This is a genomic window from Edaphocola flava, from assembly GCF_004118155.1.
Classification (GTDB): Bacteria; Bacteroidota; Bacteroidia; order Chitinophagales; family Chitinophagaceae; genus Edaphocola; species Edaphocola flava.
In genome coordinates this window covers 862692-876938 of sequence record NZ_SAIQ01000001.1, presented here as the reverse complement: position 1 = coordinate 876938, position 14247 = coordinate 862692, and the positions used below count along the sequence as shown (strand labels likewise).

Annotated in this window: 15 protein-coding genes; 1 reads left to right on the top strand and 14 read right to left on the bottom strand. The window is 44.8% G+C overall.

The window, feature by feature from the left end:
- Window positions 1–28 precede the first annotated feature (28 nt).
- Window positions 29–1378, top strand: coding sequence for a M20/M25/M40 family metallo-hydrolase (locus EMP01_RS03735; RefSeq protein WP_129020135.1), 1350 nt, complete (start codon window positions 29–31; stop codon window positions 1376–1378).
- A 173-nt stretch (window positions 1379–1551) separates the two neighbouring features.
- Here the strand turns inward: EMP01_RS03735 and EMP01_RS03730 are convergent, their stop codons facing one another.
- From EMP01_RS03730 to ccoG, 14 genes are all read right to left on the bottom strand, one after another.
- Window positions 1552–1776 carry a hypothetical protein gene (locus EMP01_RS03730; protein WP_129020134.1) on the bottom strand — a complete coding sequence of 75 codons (225 nt, stop codon included), beginning with the start codon at window positions 1774–1776 and terminating at the stop codon, window positions 1552–1554.
- 11 nt (window positions 1777–1787) lie between these two features.
- Window positions 1788–2336, bottom strand: coding sequence for a CopD family protein (locus EMP01_RS03725; protein ID WP_129020133.1), 549 nt, complete (start codon window positions 2334–2336; stop codon window positions 1788–1790).
- 16 nt (window positions 2337–2352) lie between these two features.
- Window positions 2353–3348, bottom strand: coding sequence for a glycosyltransferase (locus EMP01_RS03720; protein ID WP_202615984.1), 996 nt, complete (start codon window positions 3346–3348; stop codon window positions 2353–2355).
- A gap of 27 nt (window positions 3349–3375) precedes the next feature.
- Window positions 3376–4806, bottom strand: coding sequence for an asparagine--tRNA ligase (gene asnS, locus EMP01_RS03715; protein WP_317125590.1), 1431 nt, complete (start codon window positions 4804–4806; stop codon window positions 3376–3378).
- Window positions 4807–4869: 63 nt separating this feature from the next.
- Window positions 4870–5592, bottom strand: coding sequence for a tRNA threonylcarbamoyladenosine dehydratase (locus tag EMP01_RS03710; protein WP_129020132.1), 723 nt, complete (start codon window positions 5590–5592; stop codon window positions 4870–4872).
- 2 nt (window positions 5593–5594) lie between these two features.
- A complete protein-coding gene (locus tag EMP01_RS03705; protein ID WP_161971211.1) occupies window positions 5595–6215 on the bottom strand; it encodes a TatD family hydrolase in 621 nt (206 codons plus the stop codon).
- A 14-nt stretch (window positions 6216–6229) separates the two neighbouring features.
- On the bottom strand, window positions 6230–6688 hold the full coding sequence (locus EMP01_RS03700; protein ID WP_129020130.1) for a hypothetical protein: 459 nt from the start codon (window positions 6686–6688) through the stop codon (window positions 6230–6232).
- 108 nt (window positions 6689–6796) lie between these two features.
- Window positions 6797–7378 (bottom strand): DUF937 domain-containing protein, encoded by a 582-nt coding sequence (locus EMP01_RS03695; RefSeq protein ID WP_161971210.1) that lies wholly within the window; start codon window positions 7376–7378, stop codon window positions 6797–6799.
- A gap of 91 nt (window positions 7379–7469) precedes the next feature.
- A complete protein-coding gene (locus tag EMP01_RS03690; RefSeq protein WP_129020128.1) occupies window positions 7470–8498 on the bottom strand; it encodes a tryptophan 2,3-dioxygenase family protein in 1029 nt (342 codons plus the stop codon).
- Between the two features lie 47 nt (window positions 8499–8545).
- Entirely contained in the window at window positions 8546–10231 is a 1686-nt protein-coding gene (locus EMP01_RS03685; protein WP_129020127.1) for an NAD+ synthase, read from the bottom strand.
- A 23-nt stretch (window positions 10232–10254) separates the two neighbouring features.
- A complete protein-coding gene (locus tag EMP01_RS03680) occupies window positions 10255–11505 on the bottom strand; it encodes a nucleoside recognition domain-containing protein (RefSeq protein WP_129020126.1) in 1251 nt (416 codons plus the stop codon).
- Window positions 11506–11574: 69 nt separating this feature from the next.
- Window positions 11575–12285 carry a sulfite exporter TauE/SafE family protein gene (locus EMP01_RS03675; RefSeq protein ID WP_161971209.1) on the bottom strand — a complete coding sequence of 237 codons (711 nt, stop codon included), beginning with the start codon at window positions 12283–12285 and terminating at the stop codon, window positions 11575–11577.
- A gap of 4 nt (window positions 12286–12289) precedes the next feature.
- Complete coding sequence (locus EMP01_RS03670) at window positions 12290–12772, bottom strand: FixH family protein (RefSeq protein WP_129020124.1); 483 nt, start codon at window positions 12770–12772, stop codon at window positions 12290–12292.
- A 34-nt stretch (window positions 12773–12806) separates the two neighbouring features.
- Window positions 12807–14204, bottom strand: coding sequence for a cytochrome c oxidase accessory protein CcoG (gene ccoG / locus EMP01_RS03665; RefSeq protein WP_129020123.1), 1398 nt, complete (start codon window positions 14202–14204; stop codon window positions 12807–12809).
- Window positions 14205–14247: the final 43 nt, after the last annotated feature.

The window sequence follows — 14247 nt, the reverse complement described above, 5'->3', positions numbered from 1 at the left end:
TTACATTTGCAACAGATTAAGAAATAATATGAAAAGATTACTATGCTTATGTTTAGGCCTGCTGGCCGCCACGGCTCATGCACAGTCTGACAGTGCCATCGTAAAAAAGATCAGTGATGAGATTTTATTGCGCGGTGAGGCCTATGAAAACTTAAGGGTCTTGTGTAAAACCATAGGACATAGACTGAGCGGCAGTCCGCAGCAGGACAAAGCTATTGCCTGGGGCCAGGCATTGCTGGAGCGTTCCGGTGCTGATAAGGTCTGGCTGCAGCCGGTAACGGTACCTAAATGGATACGGGGCGAAGAATCGCTGAGAGTAAAATATGAGGGTAAGTGGCAAACCATTCCTATGCTGTCTCTGGGCAATTCGGAAGGTACAGAAGGTAAGGTCTTAACTGCCGAGATCGTTTGCTTCAATAATATGGAAGAGTTGAATGCAGCACCGGAGGCTAAGGTGAAAGGAAAGATTGTATTTATGAACTATGCCTTCCGCCAGGAATTTGTAAAGACCTTTGACGGATATTCCGATATTGCTTCATACCGTTTTAACGGGGCCAATGTTGCTTCGCGTAAAGGAGCTTCCGGCTTGATTATACGATCATTGTCGACCGGCCTGGAAGATGTGCCGCATACCGGGTCTATGAGATATGATGATGATGTGCGCAAGATACCCGCTATTGCGATCGGAAACAGTACCGCAGATGCACTGGCTAAGTGGTGTAAGGCAGGTAAGACAGAAGCTGCATTACAATCAACCTGTGGTATGAAGGGTACTGCCCTGTCTTATAATGTGATTGGTGAATTGCGGGGTCAGAAAGAGGGCTTTATTGTTGTGGGCGGTCACCTTGATTCCTGGGATGTAGGCGAGGGGGCACAGGACGATGGTGCGGGTTGTGTGCAGTCGATAGAAGTACTGCGTACATTTAAACAACTGGGTCTGCAGCCAAAGCATACCATTCGTGTGGTATTATATGCCAATGAAGAAAACGGTGCACGTGGTGGCGTAACCTATGCCGACAGCGCTAAAGCCCGTAAGGAGAAACATGTTTTTGCATTAGAGAGTGATGAGGGTGGTTATACACCACGCGGTTTCAGTCTGAAGGTATCTGCTGCGGATCGCGATAAAATCCGTAACTGGAAATCGATTTTTATGCCATTAGGTGTATATGATTTTGAAGAAGAAGGCGGTGGTGTAGACATAGGACCTTTAGGAAAAACCGGTTGCCGTCTGGCCGGATTACAGCCTGATTCGCAACGTTATTTCGATATGCACCACAGCCGTAGAGATGTGTTTGAGGATGTCAACAAAAGAGAGTTACATCTAGGTGCTGTAGCCATGACCAGCTTTATCTACATGGCAGATCAGTATTTTGATTAGATATTATTTATACTGAGCATCCACTTAAAGGAAACAAAGGCATTTTTGGTCCTTTTGTTGCCGGACAAAAGGACGAATAAAAAGGTTGCTTATAGCGGATAGTTATTTTATTTATTATAAAAAGGAATGGGTTGCAGCATATGCTGCAACCCATTCCTTTTTACTTTTGAAAATTATTTCTTACCAAACATCCCTTTCAGCATATCCAGGGGACTTCCTCCCAGCATGCTGGCAATAGAACCCATATCAAATTTACCGGCAATCATATCATCGACTTTATCCTGAAACATCGGCGGTACTTTTGATTTTACAAAAGCGACCATAACTTCAGTTGCTTTGGCAGCCTGCTCTTCAGTCAGGTTAGCTTTCTCCACTAATTCTTTTACTAATTGTTCCATTACTTATATTTTTAAGATTGTTTTTTACTACGAATGACTTTATAAACACGTATCGCACTCATCAGTGCTACTACAAATACTATAAGACCAATAAGGCCATAGATCCAGCTCATGCTATCTTTTACCGATACCAGGAATACGATCACGACCAGGAAAATAGTCGCCACTTCATTCCAGATCCTTAACTGCATAGAGCTGTGCTTATATATACCCTGCATCTGCTGTTTAAAAATACCATGCAGAAAGAAGAAATAAATATAGAGCGCTATGACGAAGCCCAGCTTGACCCAGAGCCATGAAGGCACCGAGCTGAAGTAACCGAAACGATACATTGTTAAGGGACCGAAAATGGCCGTCAGTACGGCAGAGGGAATGGTAATGCCGCGCCACAGACGCTTCATCATGATCTGAAATTGCTGGGTCAATACACCTTTACTTTCTGCGGAAAGATCTGCTCTGCCCTGTGCCTCGGTATTGTAGATAAACAGGCGTGGCATGTAAAATATGCCCGCAAACCAGGTCACTACAAATATGATATGTAAAGCTTTTATATAAAGCATAGAAAATGGGGACGCTTTAAGAGTAAAATGTTTTTTCGAAAGATGCATATTCCCCCTGACCCAGGATATTGCGGCGGATAAAGGCGATGATGAAACCACTGCCATAGCCCACGAGCTGCATCCAGCTTACACCCATAGCCAGCCATCCGATACGTACACTTTTGGTACTGCGTGTGGCATCCAGGAATACAATCACAAAAAACAGTACTAAAGGCAGTAACAAATAGGGGCACCATATGGCACCGATAAGACAGGCCAGAAATCCGAGGGTAAATAGAGCCGGTAAGGTATGTACCAGCTTCAGCGTACCCGGATGTCTTTTCTGCAGGTTGATGCGGGCAATGCCGGAGTTATGTACCTGTTTGAAAAACTGTTTGAACGTGCTGCGTCTTTTATGGTATACAAATGCTTCCCTGATCAATCTTGTTTTGAATCCGTTGGACAGGATACGGATACTCATATCAATATCTTCGCCAAAACGGATTTTAGCAAAGCCCCCGGTACGCTCGAATACTTCTTTGGAGTAACCCATATTAAAGCTCCTGGGAAAAAATTTATCCATTTTCTCCCCGCCACCACGAATGCCACCTGTTGTAATAATAGATGTCATGGAGTAATTGATGGCTTTCTGAAAATCCGTAAAATCTTCATGGGCCGCATCCGGACCGCCAAATGCATCTACATACTGATTGTTTAAAGAATCCAGCACGGCCTTGATATAGTCTGGTGGAATGACGCAATCAGAATCCAGGAATACAAGGTAATTACCTTTCGCTCTTTCTGCCCCATAGTTACGGCTCTGACCAGGGCCGGAGTTCGGCTTATTGTAATAGCTGACATCCAGTACAGGCGCATATTTGGCCACCACATCGCTACAAGGCACAGAAGAGCCATCTTCCACAATAAGCACTTCGAAATGCTTATTGCTCTGATGGCTCAGGCTGTTTAATAATTCTTCTACCTCTTGAGGCCTGTTGTACACAGGTACAATTAAGGATAAGGATATGTCCATTTATTAATGTCTTTTTAGGCCGGTACCTTAGAACGCTGCGTTCTTAGGTGTACGCGGGAAAGGAATTACGTCACGGATGTTGGTCATACCGGTGATGAACAATACCATACGCTCAAAGCCCAGTCCGAAACCGGCATGTGGTGCCGTACCAAAGCGTCTGCTGTCCAGGTACCAGTACATTTCTTCAGTAGGGATGTCCATCTCTTCCATGCGTTTTTCCAACAGTTCCAGGCGCTCTTCACGCTGAGAACCGCCGACGATTTCGCCAATACCCGGTGCCAGGATATCCATAGCCGCAACGGTTTTGCCATCATCATTCTGGCGCATGTAGAAGGCCTTGATATCTTTAGGGTAATCGGTAACGATAACTGGTTTTTTAAAGTGTTTTTCTACCAGGAAGCGCTCATGCTCACTCTGCAGGTCTATACCCCAGGAAACATCATATTTGAATTGTTTCTTCTGGTATGGTTTTGATTGCAGCAGGATGTCGATCGCCTCGGTATACGTAATGCGCTCGAATTGATTATTGATAACGAAGTTCAGCTTCTCCAGCAGGCTCATTTCACTGCGCTCATTTGCCGGTTTCTGCTTTTCTTCATTCGCCAGTCTTTCTTCCAGAAATTGCAGATCATCCATATTGTGCTCCAGCACATACCTGATGATATATTGAATGAATTCCTCAGCAAGGTTCATGTTATCTTTCAGATCGTTGAACGCAACCTCTGGCTCCACCATCCAGAACTCAGCCAGGTGGCGTGTAGTATTAGAGTTTTCTGCACGGAACGTAGGGCCGAAAGTGTATACTTCACCGAATGACATCGCTGCCAGTTCCGCTTCCAGCTGACCACTTACGGTCAGGTTAGTGCTTTTGCCAAAGAAGTCTTCCGTAAAGTCGATTTCTCCATTCTCCAGTCGCGGAGGATTGTCAAACGGCAGTGTGGTTACACGGAACATCTCACCTGCGCCTTCGGCATCAGAAGCCGTTACGATAGGGGTGTGCAGGTATACAAAACCTTTATCATTAAAAAATTTATGGATAGCATAAGCAATGCTGTGGCGTACGCGGAATACCGCACCGAATACATTGGTACGGAAACGCAGATGTGCAATTTCTCTCAGGTATTCCAGGCTAGGTCTGTTCTTGGCTTGTAACGGAAACTCTTCCGGATTACAGGTGCCTAAAACTTCAAAATTTTCCGCAACGATCTCTACACGCTGTCCTTTACCCTGAGAGGCGATAACCTTACCGTTAATATTCATGGACGCACCAGTCTGAATATTTTTCAGTACGGCTTCATCAGCCTGCTCCGGATTAATCACGATCTGGATATTATGAATAGTAGATCCGTCATTCAGCGCAATAAACTGGTTATTGCGGAAAGAGCGTACCCATCCTTTAATGTTTACCGTATAATCTAATGATTCGCTGTTTAAAATGTCTTTAATTTTCGTTCTCACGATTGCGGAAATTTTATATATAAAATAAATGTGGGGCAAAGGTACACAATACCCCGCTAATTGTTACTTCATCAGTTCTCTGATCGCAACGGAAGCAACAGCGCCGCCAAATGCTGCCGGTACATATGAAATCGTACCGTAGAATGACTTCTTAAAGTTACTGCCATCGGTCATCATCAGTGATTCCTCTATCGGCATTTCATCTGAAAAAACAACCGTAACGCCTTTTCCGTTCACACCGTATTTGCGCATTCTTTTGCGCACTTTCATAGCAAAGGGACAGTTGTATGTTTTAGACAATTCCGTCACCTTCAGTCGGGTAGGATCTACCTTTCCACCGGCACCCATAGAACTCACAAACCGGATATTACGGTTATGGGCTATACGCATAAAAGTAGTCTTTGGCGTAAAGCTGTCAATCGCGTCGATCACATAGTCCGGATTAGTATCCAGCAGTTCCTCAACACGCTCAGGAGTAATAAATTCTTTTACAACGATCAGCTCCAGTTCGGGGTTGATCGCCTTAAGGCGCTCCGCCATAATATCGGCTTTCGATACACCATGATTGGTGGCCAGGGCCGGCAGCTGGCGGTTACGATTGGTCGGGTCTACCACATCACCATCAATAATGGTCATCTTACCTACACCAGCACGGCATATAAATTCAGCAGCATAAGAACCTACACCACCAAGACCTACTACCATAACATGGCTGTTCACCAGCTTATCTAAAGCCTCTTCCCCAATAAGTAAGGTCGTTCTCGACAACCAACTTTTATCCTGCATACCTATAAAATATTTTGATAATTTTTTTCCAGCTGCAAAATAAGCGCATCTAATGGAAAATTGAGCAATTCTGCCGCTCTTTTATATACATCTTCGATAGAAATGTCCGTTTTATCGTCTGTTTCCAGGAAAATGCGCTCCGGTGGTACCCGCTTCAGAATGTCTCCATAGCCCTCCCGGAACAGGCTATGTCCGAAGGAAAGATAGTAGCCCTTACTCAGCAGCATTTGTGCCGTTTCTATAGATTTATTAAAACCGTGAAAGACCACTGGCACTTTGGCGGCCTGTAGTTCCGCCATGCATTCGGCATATGCCTTTACACAATGAATGATTAATGGTTTGTTTAGGCGGTTGGCCAATCCTATCTGCAATTGAAAATACTGCTGTTGCCGCTCCCAGGGAGTACCGCAGACCTTATCCAGTCCGCATTCACCAATAGCCATTACATGTGAGTATGTTGCATACTGCTGCAGCACCTCCCAGTCTCGCTCTGCCTGTTCCAGATACCATGGATGCAGGCCCAGGCTGCAGGAAGACAGATCCAGGCATTGAGGAAAATTTTCGTAAAGGCTGACAACCTCTTCCTCCAGGGGATGAACAATATGGGTATGAATGTTGCGCATAATATAGGAAAAGATTATAGTATACCGGGATATTGCCATAGTAGGGCAATAAGAATTATTACCGCTGATACCCTTGAAAGTACTTTAATATAAAAACTTGATTTGTGCTGTATCGTTTTGAACAAGACCACAAGAAATGCCGGCGCCAGTTCTAACATACTAATTAATAACATATATTCTTTCCCTGGCATATCCTGTAGTCCAAACAAAATGGCTACAACTGATGTACTTAAGGTCAGACCCAGGAATACACTTCCAATTATACGCCAAACATTTAATTGCTGATAGGCTGATTTTTTGAAAATATCCCGTAATCGGATATCGTTAAATAAGGCAAAGCCAAATATCATATATATGAATGCTAATATCAATATACTTAGGGTAATAATAGTAGCATGACCGGCAATATGAAATTGTTTTAAAACAACACCTGTAAATACGAGGGTAATGAGTATCGGCTCTATCTTTTTCATAGAGACAAATATATAAATAAGCTTACATAAAAGTGTTATTAACTAACAGGGCATCCTTCATGAAGGATGCCCTGTTAGTTAATATTCAATCACAATTTAAAATTTCACTTATTTCTTACCGAACATACCCATGATATCGTCCAGCATATTGCCATCCTTGTTTTTATCCAGGAAGCCGGATACCATGTCTATCAGTCCGCCTTTGGAACCTTGTCCGCCGCCGGTTAAGCCACCGATCAGGTCACCCAGACCGCCGGAGTTTGATACATTATTCTGTTGTTTCTGTTTACTCAGATAACCCATTACAATAGGTGCGAGCATAGCTACAATCGGTCCTATCTTAGCCAGGCTGATGCCGGAAGACTGTGCCACACCATTATTCACTTCAGAAACCTGGTTGCCAAAGATATGTCCCAGGATACCATTGCCGTCCTGTTCAGCGGCATCGCTGTTTCCAAAAAATCCCTGGATATTATCCAGTATACTACCATCATGTTTGTTGTCCAATGCCTGGCTCAGTGCAGCAGCACCTTCCGGGGTTTGTGAGTTGCGACCCAGACCACCCAGGATCATAGGAATGGCGGACTGCACTGCAGCGCCTGCCTGTTGCTGATCCAGACCAAATCGTTCAGAAACCTGAGATACGATTTGTTGGCCGGTAGCACTGTTTAATAATTCAGAGATATTCATAATGTACTGTTTTTTTATGTGTGTACTAATGTACTGCATTTATATCATCCAAACAGATACGGAAGCATTAATTACAATTAATTAACTAAGCTTAGTCTTTATTGTAACTCAGATCCTTAACCAGTACATCCGGTAATTGCGGTAACGCATTTCTAGGCATCAGGAAGGAGCTGATCTCTGCAATCTCTTTGAAGATAATATGACTCTCCGCAGCAGATTTCAGGTAAGCGGCACCAGAGCTGCCTCCTGTACCCACACGTTTACCGATTGCACGTTGTACCATATGAATATGGCGGTAACGCCACATCGATAATTGCTCATCTATTTCCAGTAAACGATCCAGCAGTTCAAAAGGCAGGTGCAGCATAGGATAATCCCTGTACAGCATAATGAACAATGCATTTTTCATAGCCAGCTGACTCAGGCGGCGACCTTCCGGATAACGCTCTGGCTGGATGAACAGCTGATCAAATACTTCCAGGTTAGCTTGCTCATTAGGAGATAGTCCCGATGCATATTGCGCACGGTAAATATCCCAGAATGTATGCTCAGACCAGTACTTATCCTGGTTGGCAAAAGGCATGCGCTCCAGCCAGCCATTCAGCAATACAATCAGAGACACTTCATGCTCTGCATCTTTTACTCTTTTAATATCACCCTCGTTCAGTTGAGACAGGTAATATTCATGACCGAAACGGTTTGCATATTCCAGCCCCAGCAGGGCTTCAATAATTTTAAATTGTATGCTCTGGAAGCCCGATGCAGGACGCAGCAGGTCTCTGAAATCCAGGAAGTCCAGTGGAGTCATGGTCTCCAGTACAGAGATCTGCGCCACGAGAATCTCCATTATTTTGATCACCCTTTTGAGGCGGGATACAGCATTGAAAATATCGGAAGAGTTGTCCGGTACGTTCGGTTGTTTGAAGATCTCTCTTACAATATTGACCTCGTGCAGGATTTGCTTGAACCAGAGTTCATATGCCTGGTGAATGATAATAAACAGCATTTCATCATCTGCCTTTATGCCTTCTTTTGCACTTTCCGGAAACTGTGCATTCAGGATTTTATCCAGTTGCAGATATTCGCTGTAATATACCGGTGGTCTCTGTTTTGTATCCATTTTCTTTATTGTTGTACTTCGTTTTTTACGGTTTGTCGTTTATGTTTTTAACCTAAATATTTTCCTACGATCGGTATTCTGCGACCGATGCCAAAGGATTTGGATGATACCCTGATGATAGGGCAAAATTGATTGCGCTTATATTCATTCCGGTTGATCATGGTAATAACCCTTTTAACCAATGCAGGATCATAACCCTGACCGGTAATGTTCTGCGGGCTCTGACGGCGTTCTACATACTGGTATATAATGCTGTCGAGTACCTGGTAGTCCGGCAGGCTGTCGCTGTCCTTTTGTCCCGGGCGCAGCTCTGCAGAAGGGGCTTTGGTAATGATATGTTCCGGTATGATCTCTCTGTCGCGATTGATGTATCGCGCCAGGGCGTACACCTGCATTTTGTATACATCTCCCAGCACGGCAAGCCCACCGGCCATGTCACCATATAAGGTGCCGTAACCGGTAGCCAGTTCGCTTTTGTTGGAAGTGTTGAGTAATATGTAATTAAATTTATTGGCCAGTGCCATCACCATCGTGCCACGGGTACGGGCCTGTATATTCTCCTCCGCTACGTCAAATGGCCTGTCACCAAAAACGGGTTTCAGCGCAGCTTCAAAGGTGTCAAATACCGGCTTGATCGGGATGATGTCATAACGGTTGTTCAGATTTTCAGACAGCTGTACCGCATCATCTACTGAATGGCCCGTAGAAAATTGTGAAGGCATCAGCAGCGCATGTACCTTATCTGGTCCCAGTGCCTCACAGGCCAGTGCCAGTGTTACTGCACTATCAATACCACCAGAGCTGGCTACAACAGCCTGGCTAAAGCCCATCTTTTCAAAATACTGACGTATGCCCATAACCAGTGCACTATGAATGCGATCGATATTCAGTTCACTTTCATAGGTAACCGGGTTCAATGGAGCAGATGGCAGTGTTTCCGCACTGTGCTGCACCGGCAGCTCCAGGCTGTTGTCTTCTTCATTCCAGATTACAAAATCTAAAGCCTCTTCGAAATAGGGTAATGTTTTGAGGATGTTGCCGGAGGCATCCGCAATGATCGATCCACCGTCAAAGACGATCTCGGTTTGAGAGCCGACCGTATTGCAATAGAGCATCGGCAGCTGGTACTTTTTACAGTTCTCCTTAACCACCCAAAGCCTGTCTTCTGCGTGCGTATAATCAAATGGAGAAGCACTGAGGTTGATCATGATATCTGGTTGCTGCTCGATCAGCTTGTCCATAGGAGAGAAGCGATACATCTGATCAGCTTCCATATCCCATATATCTTCACAAATAGTTACTGCCAGACGCTTGCCTTTGAACGAAACTATATTCCAGTCAAAGGATGGTTCGAAGTAGCGGTATTCATCAAAAATATCATAATTGGGCAGCAAGGTTTTGTTGATCACCTGCTGCACCTTGCCTTCGTAAATAAAGTATGCACTATTGAACAGGTCTTTGCCTTGTGGTACCGGATTGCGGCTGGGCGCACCTACCAGTACTGCAATATCCTGCGCTGCGGCGCAGATACGGTCAATACTATTTTTGCAGGCGTCGATAAAATCTTCGAACTCCAGGAAGTCGCGCGGAGGGTAGCCACAGATAGCCAGTTCGGGGAAGACGATAAGCTCACCACCTGCAGCTGCAGCCTGTTCTATGGCTTGCAGTATCCTGGAAGTGTTGTGTTCAAAGTCACCGATAATATAGTTTTGTTGGGCCAGAAATATCTTCATCAGATAAAAAATCAGCTATAAAATTAATGAAAGAAAAGATAGCCTACTAGAATAGCTGTAATTAAGCCGATTCCATCGGCCAGTAAACCGCATAGCAAAGCATAGCGGGTATCTTTAACATTGATACTGCCGAAGTATACGGCGAGTACATAAAATGTGGTCTCTGTAGAGCCTTGGATAATAGAGGCAATCTTTCCGGGGAAAGAGTTTACACCATGCTCCTTAAGTACATCAACCATCAAACCACGGGCGCCGCCACCACTTAATGGCTTCATGAAAGCCACCGGAAGTGCCGGTACAAAATCTGTATTTAATCCCATTGCAGCTACTACAAAAGCAATGCCCCCAACCAGATAATCCATACAGCCGGAGCTGCGGAAAACGCTGATTGCCGCCAGCATGGCCACCAGGTAAGGGATGATTTTAATGGCCGTAGTAAAGCCTTCTTTGGCCCCCTCGATAAACAGATCGTATACGTTGAGTTTTTTGCGCAGACCAGCTATCAGGAACAGCATAATGATCGTAAGGATCACCCCACTACCAATAAGGCCCACATATTTGCTCATGGTCTCAGCAGGAAACTGGCGCAACCATGCGGCCAGCCCGAATATAGCACCACCAAAGCCCAGGATAAAAATAATCACCGGCCATTTAAAGATATTGATGCGCTGAAATGCAGACGTGATCAGTATGCCCGCTGTAAAGGCGACAAATGTGGAAATAAGAATAGGTAAGAAAATGTCAGCAGCATTAAAGTTGGCTATATGCTGTTCTATTGCCATAGACTGGCGAATGGCAATGACCGATGAGGGGATAAGGGTAATGCCTGCGGTATTCAGCACCAGGAACATGATCTGGGCATCGCTCGCTTTTTCCTTCTGCGGGTTCAGCTCCTGCAAATCATTCATGGCTTTTAACCCGAGCGGAGTCGCGGCATTGTCCAGTCCCAGCATATTGGCCGAGAAGTTCATGGCGATGTTGCCATAGGCCGGATGTCCTTTAGGTACACCGCGGAAGAGGGTTTTGAAAAACGGCTGTACGCCACGGGCAAAAAAATTTACCACACCCGCATGCTCACCGATCTTCATAACACCCAGCCAGAGGGCCATCATACCGGTAAGACCGATAGATATTTCAAAGCCGGTCTTGGCACTGTCAAATAAGTTGGTGACCATGGTGGAAAAAATATCCATCTGGCCCAGAAATGCCACCTTATATAATGCAACGATAAAACCGATGAGGAAAAAACCTATCCAGACATAATTTAATACCATACCGAAAAATATGTGACGAAAATAAACTATTTAAGGATAAGGATTTTGATTTTTTGCTTTTCCTGCCCTTTATTTCGGGCTGCAGCAACTCACCTTTTGCTCCCTGATTTCCGGACTCAGGTAGGGAATGCCCAGATTCAGACCACGAAGGACGAGCAGTAGCCCCATAAAGCCTGCCAGATAAGGTCCTGCACGACGGATCTTGTTGCGTAAATTAAGACTGATCATACTACCCAGGTAACCGATACCTGCCATGGCCGGTAATGTACCGGCACCGAAGGCCGCCATAAACGCAGCTGCCTGCTGATGGCTGCCCAGTGCAAAGGCTGCGGTAAGGGCCATATAGACCATGCCGCAGGGTAATAAACCATTGAGCAGCCCAATTAAGAAAAGGGTGTAGCTTTTTTTATGAGCATATAATCGGCCCAGGGCTTGCAGCACATTTTTCTGCCAGGGGAGTTGTATGGCTTTTCTGCCGGTTTTTCTTCCTGCCAACAAGCTGTAGAGCAGGTAGCCGATCATCGCAGAACCCAGTATTACCGATATTTTTTGCTGCCAGCCGAAGAATGAAAATTGTGTGCTGATCAGGCCCAGTAGTAAACCCAGTATAGCATAGGTACTGATGCGTCCGAGATTGTAAAGGAGTATACCCATCCATCGCCTCCATCCGCTGAGGTGCTGTACCGGAAGCGATAAGGCCAGTGGGCCACACATACCGATACAGTGAAAACTACCCAGGAAACCCATTGCCAATGCGGAAAAAATAATTGCGGTGTACATATCGCTATAGTTTGGTAAACGGAACATCCGTACTGAAAGCCTTGTCATTCATGCTCCACTCCACCTGCACAGAATAGGTGCCTTTGTCGATCTTGTCTGCGGCGATCACCTGCAAGCCTTGTGCATCCATAGCGATGGGAATAATGCGATCCTGTTTGCCACTGGCAGGATTGTAGAAATAGATATGGCCTTTTATATGTTCTTTCAGGCACTCCTGCGGGAAGGATACCACGATTGCATGCTGTGCATTGATATATTCAATAGCCACTTTGCGGGATAGGGTATTGGCTGCGGTACGTGCGTCTATCTTTTTTTGAAATTGCAATTCCTCTGCATAATAATTGTCTGTAACCAGCTCTGCAGACATTTGCTGTGAGCGGTACACCATGAAGATGATGCCTGAAGCCCCGAGGATAAAAACAAAGGTGAGTATAGTACCCCAATTCCAGAAGCCGTATGGCTTTTTTGTTTTGACTTGGTATTCCATGATTTTATTTTTTTGATTTGGTTGAATAAATTGTTCAGGACATTGGTCCGAGGAAAGTAGTATGCAGGTACATGACCAGTTTCCCGTTTTCGTATACACCGATTTTTAGTTTCTCCTTCCGGTTGCGGATTTCTGTACGAGGTAGTACGATGAAGAAATTAGTACTGCCCTGGCTTTCCGGGCGCATGCCGATCTGTTCCTTACCTACCATCTGTATATACCCTTTCCGGTCTTCCAGCTTCAGACTAAGGTCGAAACGGTCAAATGTTTTGTTGATAAATTTGGCATTGTACAGGTTTGAAATGCTGTCTGTACCGCGTTCCTGAAATAGCATGCCCGCGGAACGGATGATATTTCCATCTACGTTTTTACTCTTTACAAGCAGCACTGTAATGCCGATCATAATAATGGCCAGGATACTGGTATATACTTTTAGCTTTAACGTGAAAACACTTTTTTTGCCTTCTGCAATATTGCTTTCAGATGCATACCGGATCAGGCCGGTATCGCGTTTTATGTTTACCATCATAGCATCACAGGCATCAATACAAGCAGTGCAATTAATACACTCCAGTTGTGTACCATTCCGGATGTCAATACCGGTAGGGCATACCCGCACACATTGCAGACAGTCAATACAATCACCGGCATCTCCCTGTTCTTTACGGAATTTGGCACGGGGCTCGCCTCTTTTATAATCATAGGCCACTACTATAGAATCCTTATCGAGCAGTACACTTTGCAGCCTTCCGTAGGGACAGATGTTCGTACATATCAGTTCGCGCATGTAGGCAAATACTCCGTAGAATACCCCCGTAAATAACAGTATGGCCATGAAGCCGCCGACATGCTGCATTACCGGTTCGCTCATGATTTTAAGCAATGATTTTGTGCCGATGATGTAGGCCAGAAAAGTATTTGCGATCAGGAAGGATAGTGCAATGAAGAGACTTTGTTTAAGGACTCTTTTAATAATTTTTGTAGTGGTCCAGGTTTGTTTTTTCAGGATACGCTGCTGCGCGGCGTCGCCGTCAATTGCATATTCGATACGGCGAAAAAGAGTTTCCATGAATATAGTTTGCGGACAGATCCATCCGCAGAAAATACGGCCATATGCCATGGTAAACAGGGCAATCGAAAGGATGGCCGCAACCATGATGAGCCCGAAAATGAAAAAATCCTGGGGCCAGAATATGGTGCCGAAAATAATGAACTTACCTTCCGGAATATTGAATTGCAATAGCGGATGTCCATGAATATGTATTAGCGGAAGACCGAAGAACAGTGCATAATACAGGTAACTCAGGTAATAGCGTGCAGTGGTGAATTTTCCTTTTGGTTTTGAAGGATAGATCCACTTACGTTTGCCTTTTTCATCTATGGTTGATAACTCGTCTCTGAAAGAGTGTTCACTCTCTTTAATAAATGCCATGTTGTAAAATTTTAAGGAAACATGGATGAAGGATTTGCAGGAC